Below are 23,079 nucleotides of genomic sequence, written 5' to 3' on the forward strand. Positions count from 1 at the left end.
TCGCCGCGCCAGCAGGTATCATCTGCTGGCTTTTTTCGTTTCAGCTGCGCTTAAAAGGAAAGATATGCTCTGGATTATGACCATGGGACGGCGCCTCAACGGCGTTTACGCAGCATTTATGCTGGTCGCTTTTATGATGGGCGTGGCGGGGGCATTGCAGGCACCCACGCTGAGTCTGTTCCTGAGCCGTGAAGTCGGGGCGCAGCCATTTTGGGTCGGGCTGTTTTACACCGTCAATGCGATTGTCGGGATCGTCGTCAGCCTTGGCCTCGCGAAACGATCCGACAGCCAGGGCGATCGACGTAAGTTGATCATGTTCTGCTGCCTGATGGCAATTGGCAATGCGTTGCTGTTTGCCTTTAATCGTCACTATCTTACGCTGATCACCTGTGGTGTGCTGCTGGCCTCGTTGGCGAACACCGCCATGCCGCAGCTGTTTGCGCTGGCGCGGGAATATGCTGATAACTCCGCGCGTGAAGTGGTGATGTTTAGCTCGGTGATGCGTGCGCAGCTTTCACTGGCCTGGGTAATTGGCCCACCGCTGGCTTTTATGCTGGCGCTGAATTACGGCTTTACGGCGATGTTTTCCATTGCCGCAGGGATTTTTGCCATTAGCCTGGTGCTGATTGCGCTGATACTGCCGTCAGTTGCTCGGGTGGAGCAGCCTGTAGACGTGCCGCTGGAACAGACCGGTGGTTGGCAGGACAAAAATGTGCGTATGTTGTTTATTGCCTCCACGCTGATGTGGACCTGCAACACCATGTACATCATCGATATGCCGCTGTGGATAAGCCTCGAACTGGGCTTGCCGGACAAGCTGGCCGGGATTCTAATGGGGACGGCGGCTGGGCTGGAAATTCCGGCGATGATTCTGGCGGGCTATTACGTGAAACGCTTTGGCAAACGGCGAATGATGATCGCCGCCGTAGCAGCAGGCGTGCTGTTTTATCTTGGTTTGATCTTCTTTCACAGCCGTACGGCGCTGCTGGTGCTGCAACTGTTTAACGCGGTATTTATCGGTATTATCGCCGGGATAGGCATGCTGTGGTTTCAGGATCTGATGCCCGGACGTGCGGGATCAGCGACCACATTATTTACCAACAGTATTTCAACGGGAGTCATTCTGGCAGGGGTGATTCAGGGGGCTGTTGCGCAAAGCTACGGTCACTCTGCCGTCTATTGGGTGATTGCGGTGATTTCGGTGGTGACGCTGTGGATGACCGGGCGGGTGAAGGATGTTTAGTCCGGTGCAGTCCCGGCGTTGCAGTGCCCGACCGGACGACATTTCGTATTCGCTTTTGTCGTTTTTGTAGGCCGGATAAGGCGTTTACGCCGCCATCCGACAACCTGTCCTTACGGCCTGATCGCGTTACGCTTATCAGGCCAATCCCTCTTTTTTTCATCTTGCACGTAAATGCAATGTTGATCACATAACGATCATTTTCCTCTTCCTGGATCTTCTTTTTTCTACTGTTACGCGTATACAGTTACGCGTAACAGTTATTAAAAAAGGAGTTTTTTATGAAGAACCTATTCGACCTGACCGGTAAACGCGCGCTGATTACCGGTTCCGCTCAGGGCATTGGTAACCTGCTGGCCAACGGTCTGGCGGCGCACGGTGCTGAGATTGTGATTAACGATATTACCCAGCAGCGCGCTCAGGCGGCGGCGGACAAACTGGTTGCCGAAGGCTATCGCGCCGTTGGCTATGGATTTGATGTCACCAACGGGGAAGAGGTTGCGCGCGCCATCGCGCAAATCGAAAAGGAAGTTGGGGCCATTGATATTTTAATTAACAACGCCGGAATTCAGCGTCGTTTTCCCTTCACCGAATTCCCGGAGGCTGAATGGGACAAAGTGATTAATGTAAACCAGAAATCGGTCTTTCTGGTGTCGCAGCAGGTTTCCCGCTACATGGTGCAACGCCGCCGCGGGAAGATTATTAATATCTGCTCAATGCAAAGCGAATTAGGTCGTAAAACCATTACTCCATACGCGGCGTCAAAAGGCGCGGTCAAAATGTTAACCCGTGGCATGTGCGTGGAACTGGCGGAATACAATATTCAGGTCAATGGCATTGCTCCCGGCTATTTCGCCACCGACATGACCACCGCGCTGGTCAACGATGAAGCATTCTCCGCCTGGCTGTTCCAGCGCACGCCCGCCGCTCGCTGGGGTAACCCGGAGGAGCTGATCGGCGCGGCGGTTTATCTTGCCGCGCCCGCTTCTGACTTTGTGAATGGGCATCTTCTGTTTGTGGACGGCGGCATGCTGGCCGCGGTCTGATCAATAATGGGCCGCAACGCGCGGCCTGAGCGATAAAACAATAATCCAAGGAGTGAGTATGAATATGCTCGCAAAACTGCCAGCGCGTCGCTGGTGGTATTTAATGCCGATTATTTTTATTACCTACAGCTTAGCTTATCTCGACCGCGCCAATTACGGCTTTGCCGCTGCCGCCGGTATTGAACATGACTTAGGGATTACTCAGGGAACAGCATCGTTAATTGGCGCGTTATTCTTCCTGGGCTATTTCTTTTTCCAGGTGCCGGGCGCGATGTACGCCGTAAAGCATAGCGTGCGCAAAATGATTTTTTACAGCCTGATCCTTTGGGGGCTTTGTGCCGCGGCGACCGGCTTTGTCAGCAATATCCCAACGCTGATGGCGATCCGCTTTATTCTCGGCATCGTCGAAGCGGCGGTGATGCCCGCGATGCTGATTTATATCAGCAACTGGTTTACCAAAACTGAACGCTCGCGCGCCAACACCTTTTTAATTCTCGGCAACCCGGTCACAGTGCTGTGGATGTCGATTGTCTCCGGCTACCTGATTGAAGCCTGGGGCTGGCGCGAAATGTTTATTATCGAAGGTATCCCGGCGGTGATCTGGGCGTTCTGCTGGGTGATTCTGGTACGGGACAAACCGGCGGATGCGGGCTGGTTGAGCGAGCAGGAGAAACAGGCATTACAGCAGGCGATGGATCGCGAGCAGCGCGACATCAAACCGATGCGTAACTACGGTGAAGCGATGCGTTCACGCAGCGTCATTATGCTTTGCGCGGTGCATGCGCTGTGGAGCATCGGGGTGTATGGCTTCATGATGTGGATGCCGTCAATCCTCAAAAATGCGGCGCAGATGGACATCGTGGCGGTGGGCTGGCTGGCAGCGGTACCGTATCTGGCGGCGATCTGCCTGATGCTGACCGTCTCCTGGCTGTCCGATAAGTTCCAGAACCGTAAGCTGTTTATCTGGCCGCTGCTGTTGATTGCCGCCATCGCGTTCTTTGCCTCGTGGCTGTTGGGCAACCAGTCCTTCTGGCTCTCCTACGCGCTGCTGGTTGTGGCCGCCGCCTGTATGTATGCGCCTTACGGGCCGTTCTTTGCGCTGATCCCCGAACTGCTACCGCGCAACGTCTCCGGCGTGTCGATGGGGATGATCAACAGTTTTGGCGCGTTAGGGGCATTCCTCGGCGCGTGGCTGGTGGGTTACCTCAACGGCGTGACCGGCGGGCCGGGCGTCTCCTACACCTTCATGGCGATTGCTCTGCTGGCGTCGGTGGTGCTGATGTACTGCGTTCGTGCGCAAAATGAAACCACGTCGCCGTCGGCTGAGATGGCTACGCGTTAAGGTTGAGCGAGGAGTGCAGTCGCTAACCGGCTGTGATAAGGTTCTCTGCGAGCATAATGGGCTGTTGGTCGTAGAGAACCTCATGAAAAACAATCGGATGACATTACAGGATATCGCTAATCTGGCCGGGCTGAATAAGATGACGGTCAGCCGTTATCTGCGTGACCCGAATCAGGTGTCGCAACGCAGCCGCGAATTGATTTCGAAAGTGATGGAAGAGAACAACTACATCCCCAACCGCGCCCCGGAAATTCTGCTCAACGCACGCAGCAAAACCATTGGTGTGCTGATCCCCTCGTTTCGTAATCAGATCTTTGCCGACGTGCTGGCAGGGATTGAATCCGTCACCTCGGCCTGCCAGTACCAGACGCTGATCGCCAACTACGAATATGATGCCGAGCGTGAAGAACGCGAGGTGCTGAACCTGCTCTCTTACAATATCGACGGCCTGATCCTCACGGGAAAGTTGCATACAGAGCGAATGATCCAGTACGTGCGCGCCAGTGGCGTACCGGTGGCGGAACTGATGGATATTAGCGGCCAGTATCTTGATATTCAGGTTGGGTTTGATAACGAAAAAGCCGCGTTTGAAATGACGCAGGCTTTTATCGACAGCGGTAAACGCAGCATTGCTTTCTTTGGCTCGATGGATGACCCCCGAGACCTTAGCCGTTTTCGCGGCACCGAGAAAGCGCTGGCGGCGCAGGGACTGGAAGCGTACCACCTTGCGCCAAAAACTATTTCGTCGGTGGCGCTTGGACGCAAGATGTTCCAGCAGGCGATGGCGGAAAAGCCGGATATTGACGCTATTTTCTGTACCAACGATGACCTGGCGGTTGGCGCGCTGCTGGAGTGTCAGGCACAGCAGTACGATGTGCCGGGAAAAATGGCGATTGCCGGTTTCCACGGGCTGGAAATTGGCCGTGCGCGGCTGCAAAAAATCGCCAGCGTGATTACGCCACGCTTTGAGATTGGCAAAACGGCGGCGGATATTCTGATTAAGCGTTTGAACGGGAAAGATGCGCCGGGCAGCGTCAATCTTGGCTACCAAATCTATTACGGCGATACGCTGTAGGCGAAGAGAAAGGGCTGGCCACCGTGCGGTGACCAGCGGAAGAGATTACTGCATAAATGCTGGCTGCTTGTCTTCGTACTCGGTGATGGCCGCTTCATGCTGCAGCGTCAGCCCGATGCTGTCCAGACCGTTGAGCATGCAGTGGCGGCGGAAGTCGTCGATTTTAAAGCTGTAGGACTTATCGCCTGCTTTCACCACCTGCGCTTCCAGATCCACTTCAAATTTAATGCCCGGATTGGCTTTCACCAGCGCGAACATTTCATCAACCTGCGCGTCGCTCAGGGTCACCGGCAACAGTTGGTTATTGAAACTGTTGCCGTAGAAGATGTCGGCGAAGCTTGGTGCGATCACCACTTTAAAGCCGTAATCGGTCAGTGCCCACGGCGCATGTTCGCGTGAAGAGCCGCAGCCAAAGTTTTCCCGTGCGAGCAGAATTGATGCCCCTTTATATTCCGGGAAGTTTAAAACGAACTCAGGATTCGGCTGTTGGCCCTTTTCGTCCAGGAAACGCCAGTCGTTAAACAGATGGGCGCCAAAACCGGTGCGCGTAACCTTCTGCAAAAACTGTTTAGGGATAATTGCGTCGGTATCAACGTTGGCGGCATCCAGTGGGACAACCAGGCCGGTATGCTGGGTAAATTTCTCTGCCATGGTAGTTTCCTTATTTGATGCTGCGAATGTCGGCAAAATGACCGGTAACGGCGGCAGCGGCGGCCATGGCCGGGCTGACTAAATGCGTGCGACCACCGCGGCCCTGACGACCTTCAAAATTACGGTTGCTGGTGGATGCGCAGCGTTCGCCTGGGTTCAGGCGGTCATTGTTCATCGCCAGGCACATGGAACAGCCCGGTAAACGCCATTCAAAACCGGCTTCGATAAAGATCTTATCCAGACCTTCTGCTTCCGCCTGCGCTTTCACCGGACCAGAGCCCGGCACCACCAGTGCCTGCACGCCCGGCGCAACTTTGCGCCCTTTGGCGATTTCTGCCGCGGCGCGTAAATCTTCAATACGCGAGTTGGTGCAGGAACCGATGAACACTTTATCGATAGCCACTTCCGTTAACGGAATACCCGGTTTCAGCCCCATATACGCCAGCGCTTTTTCAGCTGATGCACGCTCAACGGGATCGGTAAATGACGCCGGGTCGGGAATATTATCGTTCACCGAGATGACCTGACCTGGGTTTGTTCCCCAGGTGACCTGCGGAGCGATCTCTTCTGCCTGCAGGGTAACGACGGTATCAAACGTCGCGTTGTCGTCGGTTTTCAGGGTTTTCCAGTATGTAACCGCGTGGTCAAAATCCTCGCCCTTCGGTGCGTGTAAACGACCCTGAACATAGTTAAAGGTCGTTTCATCCGGTGCGACCAGACCCGCTTTGGCGCCCATTTCAATGGCCATGTTGCACAGGGTCATCCGGCCTTCCATGCTCAATGCACGGATGGCTTCGCCACAAAACTCAACGACATGTCCGGTACCGCCTGCGCTACCGGTTTTACCGATAATCGCCAGCACGATATCTTTTGCGGTAATGCCAGCGGCTGCTTTACCGTTGACTTCAATCTTCATGGTTTTGGCGCGCCCCTGTTTCAGGGTCTGCGTCGCCAGAACGTGTTCAACTTCAGAGGTGCCAATGCCAAATGCCAGTGCGCCGAACGCGCCGTGTGTAGCGGTGTGGGAATCGCCGCAGACGATGGTCATACCCGGCAACGTCACGCCTTGTTCTGGCCCCATCACGTGAACGATACCCTGATACGGATGGTTCAGGTCGTACAGCTCGACGCCAAATTCGTTACAGTTCTTAATCAGCTCCTGCATCTGGATGCGCGCCATCTCACCCGACGCGTTGATGTCTTTGGTTTGGGTCGAGACGTTGTGATCCATGGTGGCAAAGGTTTTACCTGGCTGGCGCACCTGACGGCCATGCGCGCGCAGACCATCAAACGCCTGCGGAGAGGTCACTTCATGCACCAGATGCCTGTCGATGTACAACAGTGGGGTTTCGTTTTGCGCCTCAAAGACGACGTGCGCATCAAACAATTTTTCGTACAACGTTTTGGCCATGATTACACCCCTTCTGCGACGTAACGGGCAATGATGTCGCCCATTTCATCGGTACTGACTGCGGCAGCGCCACGGGCTAAGTCACCGGTGCGAATGCCTTCTTCTAATGCGCGGTTGATGGCGCTCTCAATTGCGGTTGCCGCATCATTGGCATCCAGGCTGTAGCGCAGCAGCAGCGCCAGCGACAGGATCTGGGCGATAGGGTTGGCAATATTTTTCCCGGCGATGTCCGGAGCGGAGCCGCCAGCAGGCTCGTACAAACCGAAGCCCTGCTCATTCAGGCTGGCGGACGGTAACATGCCCATTGAACCGGTGATCATGGCGCACTCATCAGACAGAATGTCACCAAACAGGTTAGAGCACAGCAACACGTCGAACTGGGATGGATCTTTAATTAATTGCATAGTCGCGTTGTCGATGTACATATGCGCCAGCTCAACGTCCGGGTATTCATTAGCAATTTCATTGACAATTTCGCGCCACAGAATAGACGTTTGCAGTACGTTAGCTTTATCAATCGACGTAACTTTACGGCGACGTTTGCGAGCGGATTCAAACGCGATACGCGCAATACGTTCGATCTCGAAACGGTGATAAACCTCGGTATCAAAAGCTTTTTCATGTTGTCCGCTGCCTTCGCGGCCTTTTGGTTGACCGAAGTAAATCCCGCCAGTCAGTTCGCGTACGCACAGGATGTCGAAACCGTTCGCGGCAATATCTGCGCGCAGAGGGCAAAACGCTTCCAGCCCCTGGTAGAGCTTAGCCGGGCGCAGGTTGCTGAATAATTTGAAGTGCTTACGCAATGGCAGCAGTGCGCCACGCTCTGGCTGCTGGTTTGGCGGCAGGTTTTCCCATTTCGGGCCGCCAACGGAGCCAAACAGAATGGCGTCAGCTTGTTCACAGCCTTCAACCGTTGCAGGTGGCAGCGGCTGACCGTGGTTATCGATCGCGGCACCACCCACGTCGTAGTGGCTGGTGGTAATGCGCATGTTAAAACGGTTGCGGATTGCGTCCAGTACCTTCAGGGCTTGCGCCATTACTTCCGGGCCAATACCGTCACCCGGCAAAACAGCAATATGATAATTCTTCGACATCACACGGTTTCCTTGTTGTTCTCGTTGTTCTGAGCTTTGCGTTGCAATTCTTTTTCGACTTCTTCGGCGCGCCAGATGTTGTTCAGCACATGCACCATCGCTTTAGCAGAAGATTCGACGATATCTGTCGCCAGACCGACGCCGTGGAAACGACGACCGTTATAGTTGGCAACGATATCCACCTGACCCAGCGCATCTTTACCGTGCCCTTTGGCGGTCAGGCTGTATTTCACCAGTTCGATGTTGTACTCAGTTACACGGTTGATGGCCTGATAAATAGCATCGACCGGACCGTTACCGTTCGCCGCTTCGGCTTTGACTTCGTCACCGCAGGCCAGCTTGACGGAGGCGGTGGCGATGTCGTTTGAGCCGGACTGCACGCTGAAGTAATCCAGACGGAAATGCTCTGGTTCTTCCTGCTGTTTATTAATGAAGGCCAGCGCTTCCAGGTCGTAATCAAATACCTGACCTTTTTTATCCGCCAGTTTCAGGAATGCGTCATACAGGTTGTCCAGGCTGTATTCATTTTCTTTATATCCCATCTCATCCATACGGTGTTTCACCGCGGCGCGTCCGGAACGGGAGGTCAGGTTCAACTGTACCTGGTTCAGACCAATGGATTCAGGCGTCATGATTTCGTAGTTTTCACGGTTTTTCAGTACGCCGTCCTGATGGATGCCGGAGGAGTGGGCAAAGGCGCCGCTACCGACAATGGCTTTGTTTGCCGGAATTGGCATGTTGCAGATTTGGCTGACTAACTGACTGGTACGCCAGATCTCCTGGTGATTGATGCGGGTCTGTACATTCAGGATATCTTTACGCACCTTGATCGCCATGATCACTTCTTCCAGTGAGCAGTTACCGGCGCGTTCGCCGATACCGTTCATCGCGCCTTCCACCTGACGCGCTCCGGCGTGAACGGCTGCCAGTGCGTTGCCTACGCCCAAACCCAAATCATCATGGGTGTGTACGGAGATGATGGCTTTATCGATATTTGGTACGCGTTCATACAAGCCAGAAATGATTGCCCCAAATTCGAAAGGCATGGTGTAACCGACGGTATCAGGGATGTTAATGGTTTTGGCACCCGCGTTAATAGCAGCTTCAACAACGCGAGCCAGATCGGCGATAGGGGTACGGCCTGCATCTTCGCAGGAGAACTCCACGTCATCGGTATAATTACGCGCACGCTTAACCATGTAGACCGCGCGCTCAATGACCTCATCCAGCGTACTGCGTAATTTCGTCGCGATGTGCATCGGCGAGGTGGCGATAAACGTATGAATACGGAAAGCTTCAGCGACTTTCAGCGATTCTGCAGCGACGTCGATATCTTTTTCTACGCAGCGGGCTAAGGCGCAAACGCGGCTGTTTTTAACCTGACGAGCAATGGTCTGAACTGACTCAAAGTCGCCCGGTGAAGAAACGGGGAAACCTACTTCCATCACGTCAACGCCCATACGCTCAAGGGCCAGCGCAATCTGCAGTTTTTCTTTCACACTCAGGCTTGCCTGTAACGCCTGTTCACCATCGCGTAAGGTGGTATCGAAAATAATGACTTGCTGGCTCATGGTTTAGGTCCTTGGTTACTTAGGGCGCCTTGCTTCGAGCATAAAAAAACCCGCGCAACGGCGCGGGTTTTTGTCTTAACTGGAGCTGACTTAATGCTGAATGTCGTCCACCAGTCTACCGCGCAATGAAGATGCGTTTAGTAGTAGTAGACCGTTAAAACGAGCAATGTAAGTCATCAATTAAGCTCCAGGCGAATGCGATATGCTTTTAGTGGTACTGGATATGAAGACTGATGTCAACCCTCACCTCTGCAAATGCCTTACTTGAGGGGAGAAGTTTCTGCAAAACTTAAGCGAATTGTGCTGAATTTTTCGGAGTACATAAAATTAATCAGTTGATGGTTGTACATACTTTTCATGGTTTGACATATTTGAGCATAATTATTTGCATTTATTGTAACGGCGAACTGAAGAAAAGGTCGCTCTTGGGATTTCATATCTTTATGATTTGACTGTTTTTATAGTAATCGTGAATGGCTATGTGCGGTATGACTCCACATAATTGATAAATTAATGTTAACTTTTAATGTATTAATAATATAAACATTTAATTAAAACTTAAATACGTATTCACGATACGTATGATTGTATATTCGCCATGCTTATGGTTATATTGTTTTTGAAATTTAAACATATGAATCACCGTGCAGTGACACCTGCCACACTGCGCTCGCATTGGTCTTTTGTTCATTTAGGTTTGTACCTTTATGTTTTCCTAATTTTAATGTTTTTTCTTTTTCTCATCTTATATGTATGGTAAATCATATTAACGGAGATTATTTCTTCACTCCGTCTGGGAAAAGGGAGTTTAGAGTGACAGTGGAGTTAAATATGCCAGAAGTAAAAATAATAGATAAAACAAATATTATAGATATGGGGAAGCCACAGCTTCGCATGGTTGATCTTAATTTATTAACCGTCTTTGATGCGGTGATGCAAGAACAAAATATTACCCGTGCCGCGCATACTTTAGGAATGTCGCAACCTGCTGTCAGTAATGCGGTCGCGCGCCTGAAAGTGATGTTTAATGATGAGCTTTTTGTTCGTTATGGACGCGGTATCCAGCCGACAGCAAGAGCTTTCCAGCTATTTGGTTCTGTTCGCCAGGCATTGCAATTAGTGCAAAATGAACTACCTGGATCGGGTTTTGAGCCAGCCAGCAGCGAGCGCGTATTCAATCTTTGCGTATGCAGCCCATTGGATAATATTCTGACGTCGTTGATTTATAATCGGGTTGAGCAAGTAGCGCCAAACATTCATGTCGTATTTAAATCTTCACTCAATCAAAATACAGAGCATCAATTACGTTACCAGGAAACAGAATTCGTTATTAGCTATGAAGAATTCCGTCGTCCTGAATTTACCAGTATTCCGTTATTCAATGACGAAATGGTGTTAGTCGCAAGTAAAAAGCATCCGCGCATTAGTGGTCCGTTACTGGAAAGCGATGTCTATAATGAACAGCATGCGGTGGTGTCACTTGATCGCTTCGCATCATTCAGCCAACCGTGGTATGACACACCGGATAAACAATCCTGCGTAGCTTATCAGGGCATGGCATTAATTAGCGTTCTTAATATTGTGTCGCAAACGCATTTGGTCTCTATTGCGCCGCGTTGGTTAGCAGAAGAATTTGCCGATTCTTTAGAACTACAGATCTTACCTTTACCGTTAAAATTGAACAGCCGCACATGCTATCTTTCCTGGCATGAAGCCGCGGGCCGGGATAAAGGACATCAATGGATGGAAGAGCTGTTAGTCTCCGTTTGTAAGCAGTAGCACTCGGCAGAGTAAACCGGACAATACATCCTGTTTATTCTGCTTTTGTCTTTATAACTGAAATTTTATGCTGAACTCTATTTTTTACGTCTGTCCAAAAGTGTCAAAAAATAGAGTAATTGCTGTAAGTTCCCATTTTTAAGCGATTATTTATCATACTGATTGCTTATGCTGGTTTAATTCTCCGTTTATTCGCGTCTTTCCTCCTTTTTATTCTTATTTACTCCAGTGACACCCCTTCGGAGTCAATTGCCATGCGTCATCGTCAGCGGTTAATGTGTTGTTAAACCGTAATTCATTATAAGAGTGAGGCAAGCCATGGAGATGTTGTCTGGAGCCGAGATGGTCGTCCGATCGCTCATCGATCAGGGTGTGAAGCAGGTATTCGGTTATCCCGGGGGGGCCGTCCTCGATATTTATGATGCGCTGCATACGGTCGGAGGTATTGATCATGTGCTGGTCCGCCATGAACAAGCGGCGGTACATATGGCTGATGGCCTTGCGCGTGCCACGGGAGAAGTGGGGGTCGTATTAGTTACCTCCGGACCGGGGGCGACCAACGCGATTACCGGAATCGCAACGGCTTACATGGATTCCATTCCGCTGGTGATCCTCTCCGGACAGGTCGCAACGTCGCTGATTGGCTACGATGCCTTCCAGGAGTGCGACATGGTAGGTATATCCCGCCCGGTGGTAAAACACAGCTTCCTGGTCAAACAAACGGAAGATATCCCGCAGGTGCTGAAAAAAGCCTTCTGGCTGGCAGCAAGCGGTCGTCCTGGGCCGGTGGTGGTGGATTTGCCGAAGGATATTCTGAATCCGGCGAAGAAACTGCCTTATAGCTGGCCGGACTCGGTGAGTATGCGCTCGTATAATCCGACGACGACGGGGCATAAAGGACAGATCAAACGGGCGCTACAGACGCTGGTCGCGGCGAAGAAACCGGTTGTCTATGTGGGTGGTGGCGCGGTCAATGCTGCTTGCCATGAGCAGTTAGCTCAGATTGCTGAAGCGCTGAATCTGCCGGTTGTCTCCTCGCTAATGGGGTTGGGCGCGTTTCCGGCCACGCATCGTCAGGCGCTGGGCATGTTAGGGATGCACGGTACCTACGAAGCGAATATGACCATGCATCATTCCGATGTGATCTTTGCTGTCGGCGTTCGCTTTGACGATCGAACGACAAATAACCTGGCAAAATACTGTCCGAATGCGACCGTGCTGCATATCGACATCGATCCGACCTCTATTTCTAAAACCGTTACTGCGGATATTCCGATTGTGGGTGATGCCCGTCTGGTGCTGGATCAAATGCTCGAACTGCTGGAGCAGGAGAAATCACAGCAGCCACTGGATGATAACCGTGACTGGTGGCAACAGATTGAGCACTGGCGCGCCCGTCAGTGTCTGAAATACGACACGCAAAGCGAAAGCATTAAGCCGCAGGCGGTGATTGAAACCATCTGGCATCTGACGAAAGGGGAAGCGTATGTGACCTCTGACGTTGGCCAGCATCAGATGTTTGCCGCACTTTATTATCCGTTCGATAAACCGCGTCGCTGGATTAACTCAGGCGGCCTCGGCACGATGGGATTCGGTTTACCTGCGGCGTTAGGGGTGAAAATGGCGTTGCCGGATGAAACGGTAGTGTGCGTCACCGGGGATGGCAGCATTCAGATGAATATCCAGGAGCTGTCGACGGCGCTGCAGTATGAACTGCCGGTGCTGGTGCTCAACCTTAACAACCGTTATCTCGGCATGGTCAAACAATGGCAGGACATGATCTACTCCGGGCGTCACTCCCAGTCTTACATGCAGTCGCTGCCCGATTTTGTGCGCCTTGCTGAGGCTTATGGGCATATCGGTATCCAGATTAATCATCCAGATGAACTGGAGAGCAAGCTGGGTGAAGCGCTGGAGCATGTGCGTAATCATCGCCTGGTGTTTGTCGACGTCACCGTCGACGGCAGTGAGCATGTCTACCCGATGCAGATTCGTGGGGGCGGGATGGATGAAATGTGGCTAAGCAAAACGGAGAGGACCTGATTATGCGCCGGATATTATCAGTATTGCTGGAAAATGAGTCGGGTGCATTGTCGCGGGTGATTGGCCTCTTCGCCCAGCGTGGATACAACATTGAAAGCCTGACCGTCGCGCCGACCGACGACCCCACCTTATCGCGGATGACGATTCAGACGGTAGGGGATGAGAAAGTCCTTGAGCAGATCGAAAAGCAGCTCCACAAACTGGTGGATGTTCTGCGCGTTAGCGAGCTGGGGCAGGGTGCCCACGTTGAACGAGAAATCATGCTGGTGAAAATCCAGGCCAGTGGTTATGGCCGGGAAGAGGTGAAACGCAATACGGAGATTTTCCGCGGGCAAATCATCGACGTGACGCCGTCTATCTACACCGTACAACTGGCGGGCACCAGCGACAAGCTGGATGCGTTTCTGGCAACCTTGCGTGAAGTCGCCAAAATTGTGGAAGTTGCTCGTTCCGGTGTGGTGGGACTCTCCCGTGGCGATAAAATTATGCGCTAATCGTCAACCGTAGGCCTGGTAAGCAAAGCGCTATCAGGCCTCATCGTGGAGGTCATGCCGGATAGCGGCATAAACGCCTTATCCTGCCTGCAGGTAACGAACCCGCTTTCGCTGATGCTACCTGCTGCGCTTTTTTTTGCGAAATCAGCAGTAACCAGAGACAAAAGCGGTTGCCGCAGTCATTATTCTGCGCTTAGATGTTAAGAAGTTTAACCCATGCCATCTAAAAGGTTATGGTTTGTACATTTTACGCAAGGGGCAATTGTGAAACTGGATGAAATCGCTCGGTTGGCCGGCGTTTCGCGAACGACTGCAAGCTACGTTATTAATGGCAAAGCAAAGCAATATCGCGTAAGCGACAAAACGGTTGAAAAAGTCATGGCGGTGGTGCGTGAGCATAATTACCACCCGAATGCCGTGGCGGCCGGGCTGCGTGCTGGACGCACACGTTCTATCGGGCTGGTGATCCCGGATCTTGAGAACACAAGCTATACCCGGATCGCAAACTATCTGGAACGCCAGGCGCGTCAGCGTGGGTATCAGCTGTTGATTGCCTGCTCTGAAGATCAGCCGGATAACGAAATGCGCTGTATTGAGCATCTTTTACAGCGCCAGGTCGATGCCATTATTGTGTCGACTTCTTTGCCGCCTGAGCATCCGTTCTACCAACGCTGGGCAAACAGTTCATTCCCGATTGTGGCGCTGGACCGTGCACTGGACCGCGAACATTTTACCAGCGTTGTGGGGGCGGATCAGGATGATGCGGAAATGTTGGCAGAGGAGTTACGCAAATTCCCTGCTGAAACCGTCCTCTATCTGGGCGCGCTTCCTGAATTATCCGTCAGTTTCCTGCGCGAGCAGGGTTTTCGTACCGCGTGGAAGGACGATCCGCGTGAAGTCCATTTCCTGTACGCCAACAGCTATGAGCGGGAAGCGGCTGCGCAGCTGTTTGATAAATGGCTGGAAACGCACCCAATGCCTCAGGCGTTGTTTACCACGTCGTTTGCCCTGTTGCAGGGCGTGATGGATGTGACCCTGCGTCGTGATGGGCAACTGCCGTCTGATTTAGCGATTGCGACTTTTGGCGATCACGAACTGCTCGACTTCCTGCAGTGCCCGGTACTGGCAGTGGCACAGCGCCATCGTGATGTCGCAGAACGCGTGCTGGAGATTGTACTGGCAAGTCTGGACGAACCGCGTAAACCAAAACCAGGTTTAACGCGTATACGGCGTAATCTCTACCGTCGCGGTATTCTCAGCCGTAACTAAGTTTCCTCAATTGATGACGTCGGCGGGATAAGCCTCTGACGTCTTCAATTTTTCTATTCTCAGAAATAACCGCATTATATTTAAGAATATTCTTTAGAATTATCTGAAATCATTCTTGAAATACCCCGAATTAAAAATGCAACTATCCATTTTTGGGTTATTGATACGTAACGACGCGTTACGCTTGTATTATTTTGTTACATGCTTGTATGGATTTGCCGAATTAACAAACACTTTGCTCTCGTATTGCGGCCATCTGGTGCTTTCCTCGGCTCTGCGCGGCGTACAGACCGATTAACTGGTACTGTTAACTCGCTGCATATTGTCCTAAAATGCCGCTCGCGTCGCAAACTGACACTTTATATTTTCTTTGGATGATATTCAGTTGTTTTAAACAATGATGAGTTGTTGGATTTTTTTCTTACAAATATTCATGACGTTAATTTGCTTCGTTTGCTGTACGGAATTTGTTCAACGCTGATATTAGCCGTAAACAATGGGTTTTTTGCTCCGCTAAGCGCCGCGACTTGCTTGACAAGGTTTTCCTCCGCTCCGTAAACTCCTTTAAGTGGGAATTTGTGGGATAAAGTGGTAATTGGGGGTGAGACTGGCATGTTCCGGGGAGCAACGTTAGTTAATCTCGACAGTAAAGGGCGCTTATCCGTGCCTACCCGTTATCGGGATCAACTGCTTGAGAGCGCTACCGGTCAAATGGTTTGCACCATTGACATCCATCACCCGTGCCTGCTGCTGTACCCCCTGCCTGAATGGGAAATAATCGAGCAGAAGCTATCGCGTCTGTCGAGCATGAATCCAGTTGAGCGTCGCGTACAGCGCTTATTGTTGGGTCATGCCAGCGAATGTCAGATGGATAACGCTGGTCGATTACTGATAGCACCCATTCTGCGGCAACACGCAGGGCTAACGAAAGAAGTGATGCTGGTTGGGCAGTTCAATAAGTTTGAGCTGTGGGATGAAACGACCTGGTATCAACAGGTCAAGGAAGATATCGACGCTGAGCAGTCTGTTACTGGCGCGTTGTCGGAACGATTGCAGGATTTGTCTCTATAAAATGACGGAAAATTATAAACATACAACGGTGTTGCTGGATGAAGCCGTAAACGGCCTGAATATTCGTCCAGACGGCATCTACATTGACGGGACATTTGGTCGCGGCGGTCACTCACGTCTGATCCTCTCCCAGCTTGGCGAAGAGGGACGTTTACTGGCAATCGATCGCGATCCGCAGGCTATTGCCGTTGCAAAAACGATTACCGATCCCCGTTTCTCCATCGTACATGGACCTTTCTCTGCGCTGGCTGACTATGTCGCCGAGCGTGGACTGACCGGTAAGATCGACGGGATTCTTCTCGATCTCGGCGTTTCTTCACCGCAGCTCGATGACGCAGAGCGCGGTTTCTCGTTTATGCGTGACGGTCCGTTAGATATGCGTATGGACCCAACACGCGGTCAGTCAGCGGCCGAATGGCTGCAAACCGCCGATGAAGCAGACATTGCCTGGGTGATTAAAACCTTTGGCGAAGAGCGCTTTGGCAAACGCATTGCGCGCGCCATCGTGGAGCGCAACCGCATCGAACCGATGACCCGCACCAAAGAGCTGGCGGAAGTTATTGCAGCGGCAATGCCGGTGAAGGACAAATTCAAACATCCCGCGACCCGTACCTTCCAGGCGGTGCGCATTTGGGTGAACAGTGAACTGGAGGAGATAGAGCAGGCGCTAAAAAGCTCGCTCAGCGTGCTGGCTCCAGGTGGTCGCCTTTCGATCATCAGTTTCCATTCGCTTGAAGACCGCATTGTGAAACGCTTTATGCGTGAACAAAGCCGTGGTCCTCAGGTACCGGCTGGAATACCGATGACCGAAGCGCAGATCAAAAAGCTGGGCGGCCGTGAGTTAAGAGCACTAGGCAAGATGATGCCGGGTGAAGAAGAGGTAGCTGAGAATCCTCGTGCCCGTAGTTCAGTTCTGCGTATTGCAGAGAGGACGAACGCATGATCAGCAGAGTGACAGAAGCCCTCAGCAAAGTTAAAGGATCGATAGGAAGCAACGAGCGCCATGCCTTGCCTGGCGTGATCGGTGACGATCTTTTGCGGTTTGGGAAGCTGCCACTCTGCCTGTTCATTTGCATTATTTTGACGGCGGTTACCGTCGTGACAACAGCACACCATACGCGGTTACTGACTGCGCAGCGTGAGCAGCTGGTTCTGGAGCGAGATGCGCTGGATATCGAATGGCGCAACTTGATCCTTGAGGAGAACGCGCTCGGCGACCATAGCCGTGTTGAACGGATCGCAACGGAAAAGCTGCAAATGCAGCATGTCGATCCCTCACAAGAAAATATCGTAGTACAAAAATAAGGATAAACGCGACGCATGAAAGCAGCGGCAAAAACGCACAAACCAAAACGCCAGGAAGAACAAGCCAACTTTATCAGTTGGCGTTTTGCGTTACTGTGCGGCTGTATTTTGCTGGCACTGGGTTTTCTGCTGGGGCGCGTTGCCTGGCTGCAAATCATCGCGCCGGACATGCTGGTGCGTCAGGGTGATATGCGCTCTCTACGCGTCCAGGAAGTGTCTACATCACGCGGAATGATTACCGACCGCTCTGGTCGCCCGCTGGCGGTGAGCGTTCCGGTTAAAGCGATATGGGCCGACCCGAAAGAAGTACATGATGCAGGCGGCGTGAGCGTTGGCGAACGCTGGAGAGCGCTGTCAACCGCGCTGAATCTCCCGCTCGATCAACTGGCTTCCCGCATTAACGCCAACCCGAAAGGGCGCTTCATCTATCTGGCGCGTCAGGTAAACCCTGACATGGCCGACTACATCAAGAAACTGAAGCTGCCAGGTATCCACCTGCGCGAAGAATCCCGCCGTTACTATCCTTCCGGAGAAGTGACTGCTCACCTCATCGGCTTTACTAACGTCGACAGCCAGGGGATTGAAGGCGTAGAGAAGAGCTTCGACAAGTGGCTCACCGGACAACCGGGCGAACGTATTGTACGTAAAGACCGTTATGGCCGCGTCATTGAAGATATCTCCTCTACCGACAGCCAGGCGGCGCATAACCTCGCGTTGAGCATTGATGAGCGTTTACAGGCACTGGTCTACCGTGAACTGAATAACGCCGTGGCGTTCAACAAGGCGGAGTCAGGCAGTGCGGTACTGGTGGATGTAAACACCGGTGAAGTGCTGGCCATGGCCAACAGTCCGTCCTACAACCCGAACAATCTCACCGGTACGCCAAAAGACGCGATGCGTAACCGTACCATCACCGACGTGTTTGAACCGGGTTCTACCGTTAAACCGATGGTGGTGATGACCGCGCTGCAGCGTGGCGTGGTTCGCGAAAATACCGTCCTCAATACTATCCCTTACCGAATTAATGGTCACGAAATCAAAGACGTGGCGCGTTATAGCGAATTAACCCTCACCGGGGTTTTGCAGAAGTCGAGTAACGTCGGTGTTTCCAAGCTGGCGTTAGCGATGCCGTCCTCAGCGTTAGTAGATACTTACTCACGTTTTGGGCTGGGAAAAGCGACCAATTTGGGGTTGGTCGGAGAACGCAGTGGCTTATATCCTCAAAAACAACGGTGGTCTGACATAGAGAGGGCCACCTTCTCTTTCGGCTACGGGCTAATGGTAACGCCGTTACAGTTAGCGCGAGTCTATGCAACGATCGGCAGCTACGGCGTTTATCGTCCACTGTCGATTACCAAAGTTGACCCTCCTGTTCCGGGTGAGCGTATCTTCCCGGAAGATACCGTGCGTACCGTCGTGCATATGATGGAAAGCGTGGCGCTGCCGGGCGGCGGCGGCGTGAAGGCGGCGATTAAAGGCTATCGCATCGCTATTAAAACCGGTACAGCGAAAAAAGTAGGGCCGGATGGCCGCTACATCAACAAATACATTGCTTATACCGCAGGCGTTGCGCCTGCGAGTCAGCCGCGCTTCGCGCTGGTTGTTGTTATCAACGATCCGCAGGCGGGTAAATACTACGGTGGCGCCGTTTCCGCGCCGGTCTTTGGTGCCATCATGGGCGGCGTACTGCGCACCATGAACATCGAGCCGGATGCGCTGACAACGGGCGATAAAAATGAATTTGTGAATAATCAAGGCGAGGCAACAGGTGGCAGATCGTAATTTGCGCGACCTTCTTGCTCCATGGGTGCCGGGTGCACCGGAGCGAGCACTGCGGGAGATGACGCTTGACAGCCGTGTGGCTGCATCAGGCGATCTCTTTGTCGCGGTATTGGGTCATCAGGCGGACGGGCGTCGGTATATCCCGCAGGCGATAGCGCAAGGTGTGGCTGCCATTATTGCAGAAGCAAAAGATGAAGCTACTGATGGTGAAATCCGTGAAATGCATGGCGTTCCGGTCATCTATCTCAGTCAGCTTAACGAACGTTTATCTGCACTGGCGGGCCGTTTTTACCACGAGCCTTCTGAGAAAATGCGTCTGGTCGGTGTAACCGGGACTAACGGTAAAACCACCACCACCCAATTGCTGGCCCAGTGGAGCCAACTGCTTGGCGAAACCAGCGCGGTAATGGGAACAGTAGGTAATGGCCTGCTGGGCAAAGTGATCCCGACGGAAAATACCACCGGTTCAGCCGTTGATGTCCAGCATGTGCTGGCGTGGCTGGCTGCGCAGGGCGCAACGGTTGGCGCGATGGAAGTCTCTTCACACGGCCTGGTTCAGCATCGCGTGGCGGCGCTGAAGTTTGCCGCATCAGTATTTACTAACTTAAGCCGCGACCATCTCGACTACCACGGCGACATGGAACATTACGAAGCCGCGAAATGGCTGCTGTATTCCACGCACCATTGCGGTCAGGCCATCGTCAATGCGGATGATGAAGTCGGTCGTCGCTGGCTGGCGAAACTCCCGGATGCGGTTGCCGTTTCGATGGAAGACCACATCAACCCGAACTGTCATGGTCGTTGGTTAAAAGCGGTTGACGTGAAGTATCACGACAGTGGGGCAACGATTCGTTTTACCTCCTCATGGGGCGACGGCGAAATTGAAAGCCGCCTGATGGGGGCGTTTAACGTCAGCAATCTTTTGCTGGCGCTGGCAACGCTGTTGGCACTGGGCTATCCGTTAGCTGATTTACTGAAAACGGCGACACAATTGCAGCCGGTTTGCGGACGTATGGAAGTGTTCAGCGCGCCGGGTAAAACCACCGTGGTGGTTGATTACGCCCATACGCCAGATGCGCTGGAAAAAGCGCTGCAGGCGGCACGTCTGCACTGTACTGGCAAACTGTGGTGCGTCTTTGGCTGCGGCGGCGATCGCGATAAAGGCAAACGTCCGTTGATGGGCGCAATCGCCGAGCAGTTTGCAGATGTTGTCGTGGTGACTGATGACAACCCGCGTACCGAAGAGCCGCGCGCCATTATTAACGACATTCTGGCGGGTATGCTGGATGCCGGACAGGCGAAGGTGATGGAAGGGCGCGCAGAAGCCGTGACAAACGCCATTATGCAGGCGAAAGAAAACGACGTGGTGCTGGTGGCCGGGAAAGGTCACGAAGATTACCAGATCGTCGGCTCGCAGCGTCTCGACTATTCTGACCGCGTGACCGCAGCGCGTCTGCTGGGGGTTATCGCATGATTAGCGTAACGCTCAGCCAACTGGCGGAGATCCTCCGTGGCGAACTGAAAGGGGCCGATCTGACCCTTGATGCCGTAACAACCGATACGCGTAAAGTGACGCCGGGCTGCCTGTTTGTGGCGCTGAAAGGCGAACGCTTTGATGCCCATGATTTTGCAGACAAAGCGCAAGAGAGCGGGGCGGGTGCGCTGCTGGTCAGCCGCCCGTTGAACACCAACCTGCCGCAGCTCATTGTTAAAGATACGCGTCTGGCGTTTGGTGAACTGGCGGCGTGGGTTCGCGCTCAGGTTCCGGCGCGCGTTGTCGCGCTGACCGGCTCATCCGGTAAAACGTCCGTCAAAGAGATGACGGCTGCCATTCTGAGCCAGTGTGGTAACACCCTATATACCGCGGGCAATCTGAATAACGACATCGGCGTACCGATGACGCTGCTGCGCTTAAATAACGATTACGACTATGCCGTGATTGAGCTCGGCGCCAACCATCAGGGCGAAATCGCCTGGACCGTCGGCCTGACGCGTCCGGAAGCGGCGCTGGTGAACAATCTGGCCGCCGCGCACCTGGAAGGTTTCGGCTCTCTGGCGGGCGTTGCGAAGGCAAAAGGTGAGATTTTTACCGGCCTTTCTGCGAACGGTATCGCCATTATGAATGCCGACAACAACGACTGGTTGAACTGGCAAAGCATCATCGGCGAACGCAAAGTCTGGCGCTTCTCCCCGAATGCGGCCAACAGCGACTTTTCTGCTACCAACGTTCATGTGACCTCGCATGGCACAGAATTTTCTCTGCAAACGCCGACCGGAAGCATTGATGTCCTGCTGCCGTTGCCGGGTCGCCACAATATCGCTAACGCCCTTGCGGCGGCGGCGCTTTCTATGGCGGTAGGCGCGACGCACGAGGCGATCAAAGCGGGTTTGAAGGATCTGCAAGCGGTACCGGGACGTCTGTTCCCGATTCAACTTGCAGAAAATCAGCTGTTGCTGGATGACTCCTATAACGCGAACGTCGGTTCGATGACCGCAGCGGTGCAGGTGCTGTCTGAAATGCCGGGCTATCGCGTATTGGTCGTTGGCGATATGGCAGAGCTTGGCGCAGAAAGTGAAGCATGCCATGTACAGGTAGGTGTTGCTGCGAAAGCAGCAGGTATCGACCGCGTACTGAGTACAGGAAAACTGAGTCAGGCAATTAGCGACGCCAGCGGCGTTGGCGAACATTTTGCGGATAAAAGCGCGCTGGCCGCGCATCTTAAAGCATTGATTGCAGAACATCAGGTCATGACGATTTTAGTGAAGGGTTCACGTAGTGCCGCCATGGAAGAGGTAGTACGCGCATTACAGGAGAATGGGACATGTTAGTTTGGCTGGCCGAACATTTGGTCAAATATTATTCCGGCTTTAACGTCTTTTCCTATCTGACGTTTCGCGCCATCGTCAGCCTGCTGACCGCGCTGTTCATCTCTTTGTGGATGGGCCCGCGCATGATTGCCCGCTTGCAAAAAATGTCCTTTGGACAGGTTGTACGTAACGACGGTCCGGAATCGCACTTTAGTAAACGTGGTACGCCAACCATGGGCGGGATCATGATCCTCACCGCGATTGTTATCTCCGTTCTGTTGTGGGCATATCCGTCGAACCCGTATGTATGGTGCGTGCTGGTGGTATTGATTGGCTACGGCATTATCGGTTTTGTCGATGACTACCGCAAAGTGGTGCGCAAAGATACCAAGGGGTTGATTGCCCGCTGGAAGTACTTCTGGATGTCGGTGATTGCGCTGGGTGTAGCCTTTGCGCTGTACCTCGCCGGTAAAGATACCCCGGCTACCGAGCTGGTGGTGCCGTTCTTTAAAGATGTCATGCCGCAATTGGGGCTGTTCTACGTGCTGCTGGCGTACTTCGTTATTGTGGGTACTGGCAATGCGGTAAACCTCACCGATGGCCTGGATGGTCTGGCGATTATGCCGACCGTGTTCGTGGCCGCAGGTTTTGCGCTGGTGGCATGGGCTACAGGTAACATGAACTTTGCCAACTACCTGCACATTCCCTATTTACGCCATGCCGGTGAACTGGTGATCGTCTGTACGGCGATTGTCGGTGCGGGGTTAGGCTTCCTGTGGTTTAACACCTATCCGGCGCAGGTCTTTATGGGCGACGTCGGTTCTCTGGCGCTGGGCGGCGCGCTGGGCATTATTGCCGTGCTGCTGCGTCAGGAATTCCTGCTGGTAATTATGGGCGGCGTATTTGTTGTGGAAACGCTGTCGGTCATTCTGCAGGTTGGCTCCTTTAAGCTGCGCGGACAGCGCATCTTCCGTATGGCGCCGATTCACCATCACTATGAACTGAAAGGCTGGCCGGAACCGCGCGTAATTGTGCGCTTCTGGATTATTTCGCTGATGCTGGTGCTGATTGGCCTGGCAACGCTGAAGGTACGTTAAT

At 52.8% G+C, this 23,079-nt stretch carries 20 protein-coding genes; 15 read left to right on the forward strand and 5 right to left on the reverse strand.

Annotated features, from left to right (window positions below; translation table 11 throughout):
• Positions 1-64 precede the first annotated feature (64 nt).
• The 4 genes from OGY10_RS05150 to idnR all read left to right on the forward strand — a co-directional run bounded on the left by OGY10_RS05150 (position 65) and on the right by idnR (position 4,703).
• Complete coding sequence (locus tag OGY10_RS05150; protein WP_111466122.1) at positions 65-1,243, forward strand: sugar efflux transporter; 1,179 nt, start codon at positions 65-67, stop codon at positions 1,241-1,243.
• 278 nt (positions 1,244-1,521) lie between these two features.
• The gene (gene idnO, locus OGY10_RS05155) at positions 1,522-2,286 is read left to right on the forward strand and encodes a gluconate 5-dehydrogenase (protein WP_267458783.1); all 765 of its coding nucleotides are present in this window, start codon (positions 1,522-1,524) and stop codon (positions 2,284-2,286) included.
• Positions 2,287-2,344: 58 nt separating this feature from the next.
• Positions 2,345-3,628, forward strand: a complete 1,284-nt coding sequence (locus tag OGY10_RS05160; protein ID WP_003829574.1) for an MFS transporter — start codon at positions 2,345-2,347, stop codon at positions 3,626-3,628.
• Between the two features lie 82 nt (positions 3,629-3,710).
• Positions 3,711-4,703, forward strand: a complete 993-nt coding sequence (gene idnR, locus OGY10_RS05165) for a DNA-binding transcriptional regulator IdnR (protein WP_032944294.1) — start codon at positions 3,711-3,713, stop codon at positions 4,701-4,703.
• A gap of 45 nt (positions 4,704-4,748) precedes the next feature.
• On the opposite strand, the gene leuD is transcribed toward idnR, so the two are convergent.
• From leuD to leuL, 5 genes are all read right to left on the reverse strand, one after another.
• Positions 4,749-5,354, reverse strand: a complete 606-nt coding sequence (leuD, locus tag OGY10_RS05170; RefSeq protein WP_003829572.1) for a 3-isopropylmalate dehydratase small subunit — start codon at positions 5,352-5,354, stop codon at positions 4,749-4,751.
• Positions 5,355-5,364: 10 nt separating this feature from the next.
• Positions 5,365-6,765: a 3-isopropylmalate dehydratase large subunit gene (gene leuC, locus OGY10_RS05175; protein ID WP_071446595.1), complete on the reverse strand. Its 1,401-nt coding sequence runs from the start codon at positions 6,763-6,765 to the stop codon at positions 5,365-5,367.
• A gap of 2 nt (positions 6,766-6,767) precedes the next feature.
• Positions 6,768-7,859 (reverse strand): 3-isopropylmalate dehydrogenase, encoded by a 1,092-nt coding sequence (leuB, locus tag OGY10_RS05180; protein ID WP_003829570.1) that lies wholly within the window; start codon positions 7,857-7,859, stop codon positions 6,768-6,770.
• Entirely contained in the window at positions 7,859-9,430 is a 1,572-nt protein-coding gene (gene leuA / locus OGY10_RS05185; protein WP_008786191.1) for a 2-isopropylmalate synthase, read from the reverse strand. The genes leuB and leuA overlap by 1 nt, the downstream gene beginning before the upstream one ends.
• 90 nt (positions 9,431-9,520) lie before the next feature.
• Positions 9,521-9,607 (reverse strand): leu operon leader peptide, encoded by an 87-nt coding sequence (gene leuL / locus OGY10_RS05190; protein ID WP_048998978.1) that lies wholly within the window; start codon positions 9,605-9,607, stop codon positions 9,521-9,523.
• Between the two features lie 654 nt (positions 9,608-10,261).
• On the opposite strand from leuL, the gene leuO reads away from it, so the two are divergent.
• The 11 genes from leuO to mraY all read left to right on the forward strand — a co-directional run bounded on the left by leuO (position 10,262) and on the right by mraY (position 23,078).
• Positions 10,262-11,209: a transcriptional regulator LeuO gene (leuO, locus tag OGY10_RS05195; RefSeq protein ID WP_020996231.1), complete on the forward strand. Its 948-nt coding sequence runs from the start codon at positions 10,262-10,264 to the stop codon at positions 11,207-11,209.
• A 318-nt stretch (positions 11,210-11,527) separates the two neighbouring features.
• The gene (gene ilvI / locus OGY10_RS05200; RefSeq protein ID WP_286576402.1) at positions 11,528-13,252 is read left to right on the forward strand and encodes an acetolactate synthase 3 large subunit; all 1,725 of its coding nucleotides are present in this window, start codon (positions 11,528-11,530) and stop codon (positions 13,250-13,252) included.
• Positions 13,253-13,254: 2 nt separating this feature from the next.
• Positions 13,255-13,746, forward strand: coding sequence for an acetolactate synthase small subunit (gene ilvN, locus OGY10_RS05205; protein ID WP_003829566.1), 492 nt, complete (start codon positions 13,255-13,257; stop codon positions 13,744-13,746).
• Between the two features lie 264 nt (positions 13,747-14,010).
• Complete coding sequence (gene cra, locus OGY10_RS05210) at positions 14,011-15,015, forward strand: catabolite repressor/activator (RefSeq protein WP_003018794.1); 1,005 nt, start codon at positions 14,011-14,013, stop codon at positions 15,013-15,015.
• A 612-nt stretch (positions 15,016-15,627) separates the two neighbouring features.
• A complete protein-coding gene (gene mraZ / locus OGY10_RS05215; RefSeq protein ID WP_003018792.1) occupies positions 15,628-16,086 on the forward strand; it encodes a division/cell wall cluster transcriptional repressor MraZ in 459 nt (152 codons plus the stop codon).
• Position 16,087: 1 nt separating this feature from the next.
• The gene (gene rsmH, locus OGY10_RS05220) at positions 16,088-17,029 is read left to right on the forward strand and encodes a 16S rRNA (cytosine(1402)-N(4))-methyltransferase RsmH (RefSeq protein WP_003018789.1); all 942 of its coding nucleotides are present in this window, start codon (positions 16,088-16,090) and stop codon (positions 17,027-17,029) included.
• Positions 17,026-17,391 (forward strand): cell division protein FtsL, encoded by a 366-nt coding sequence (gene ftsL / locus OGY10_RS05225; RefSeq protein WP_000625651.1) that lies wholly within the window; start codon positions 17,026-17,028, stop codon positions 17,389-17,391. The genes rsmH and ftsL overlap by 4 nt, the downstream gene beginning before the upstream one ends.
• A 15-nt stretch (positions 17,392-17,406) precedes the next feature.
• Positions 17,407-19,173, forward strand: coding sequence for a peptidoglycan glycosyltransferase FtsI (gene ftsI / locus OGY10_RS05230; protein ID WP_003829538.1), 1,767 nt, complete (start codon positions 17,407-17,409; stop codon positions 19,171-19,173).
• Entirely contained in the window at positions 19,160-20,647 is a 1,488-nt protein-coding gene (murE, locus tag OGY10_RS05235; protein ID WP_286576404.1) for a UDP-N-acetylmuramoyl-L-alanyl-D-glutamate--2,6-diaminopimelate ligase, read from the forward strand. Before ftsI ends, murE begins: the two co-directional genes overlap by 14 nt.
• Positions 20,644-22,002 carry a UDP-N-acetylmuramoyl-tripeptide--D-alanyl-D-alanine ligase gene (gene murF / locus OGY10_RS05240; protein WP_125362736.1) on the forward strand — a complete coding sequence of 453 codons (1,359 nt, stop codon included), beginning with the start codon at positions 20,644-20,646 and terminating at the stop codon, positions 22,000-22,002. The genes murE and murF overlap by 4 nt, the downstream gene beginning before the upstream one ends.
• Positions 21,996-23,078 carry a phospho-N-acetylmuramoyl-pentapeptide-transferase gene (mraY, locus tag OGY10_RS05245; RefSeq protein WP_003018774.1) on the forward strand — a complete coding sequence of 361 codons (1,083 nt, stop codon included), beginning with the start codon at positions 21,996-21,998 and terminating at the stop codon, positions 23,076-23,078. The genes murF and mraY overlap by 7 nt, the downstream gene beginning before the upstream one ends.
• Position 23,079: the final 1 nt, after the last annotated feature.

Origin of the sequence: Citrobacter sp. Cpo148 (genome assembly GCF_030332375.1) — a bacterium.
In the GTDB taxonomy this organism is placed as follows: Bacteria; Pseudomonadota; Gammaproteobacteria; order Enterobacterales; family Enterobacteriaceae; genus Citrobacter; species Citrobacter portucalensis.

Coding starts and splice junctions, on each gene's coding strand:
- OGY10_RS05150 (WP_111466122.1), top strand. CDS start 65: ATGCTCTGGATTATGACCATGGGACGGCGCCTCAACGGCGTTTACGCA.
- idnO (WP_267458783.1), top strand. CDS start 1,522: ATGAAGAACCTATTCGACCTGACCGGTAAACGCGCGCTGATTACCGGT.
- OGY10_RS05160 (WP_003829574.1), top strand. CDS start 2,345: ATGAATATGCTCGCAAAACTGCCAGCGCGTCGCTGGTGGTATTTAATG.
- idnR (WP_032944294.1), top strand. CDS start 3,711: ATGAAAAACAATCGGATGACATTACAGGATATCGCTAATCTGGCCGGG.
- leuD (WP_003829572.1), bottom strand. CDS start 5,354: ATGGCAGAGAAATTTACCCAGCATACCGGCCTGGTTGTCCCACTGGAT.
- leuC (WP_071446595.1), bottom strand. CDS start 6,765: ATGGCCAAAACGTTGTACGAAAAATTGTTTGATGCGCACGTCGTCTTT.
- leuB (WP_003829570.1), bottom strand. CDS start 7,859: ATGTCGAAGAATTATCATATTGCTGTTTTGCCGGGTGACGGTATTGGC.
- leuA (WP_008786191.1), bottom strand. CDS start 9,430: ATGAGCCAGCAAGTCATTATTTTCGATACCACCTTACGCGATGGTGAA.
- leuL (WP_048998978.1), bottom strand. CDS start 9,607: ATGACTTACATTGCTCGTTTTAACGGTCTACTACTACTAAACGCATCT.
- leuO (WP_020996231.1), top strand. CDS start 10,262: ATGCCAGAAGTAAAAATAATAGATAAAACAAATATTATAGATATGGGG.
- ilvI (WP_286576402.1), top strand. CDS start 11,528: ATGGAGATGTTGTCTGGAGCCGAGATGGTCGTCCGATCGCTCATCGAT.
- ilvN (WP_003829566.1), top strand. CDS start 13,255: ATGCGCCGGATATTATCAGTATTGCTGGAAAATGAGTCGGGTGCATTG.
- mraZ (WP_003018792.1), top strand. CDS start 15,628: ATGTTCCGGGGAGCAACGTTAGTTAATCTCGACAGTAAAGGGCGCTTA.
- rsmH (WP_003018789.1), top strand. CDS start 16,088: ATGACGGAAAATTATAAACATACAACGGTGTTGCTGGATGAAGCCGTA.
- ftsL (WP_000625651.1), top strand. CDS start 17,026: ATGATCAGCAGAGTGACAGAAGCCCTCAGCAAAGTTAAAGGATCGATA.
- ftsI (WP_003829538.1), top strand. CDS start 17,407: ATGAAAGCAGCGGCAAAAACGCACAAACCAAAACGCCAGGAAGAACAA.
- murF (WP_125362736.1), top strand. CDS start 20,644: ATGATTAGCGTAACGCTCAGCCAACTGGCGGAGATCCTCCGTGGCGAA.
- mraY (WP_003018774.1), top strand. CDS start 21,996: ATGTTAGTTTGGCTGGCCGAACATTTGGTCAAATATTATTCCGGCTTT.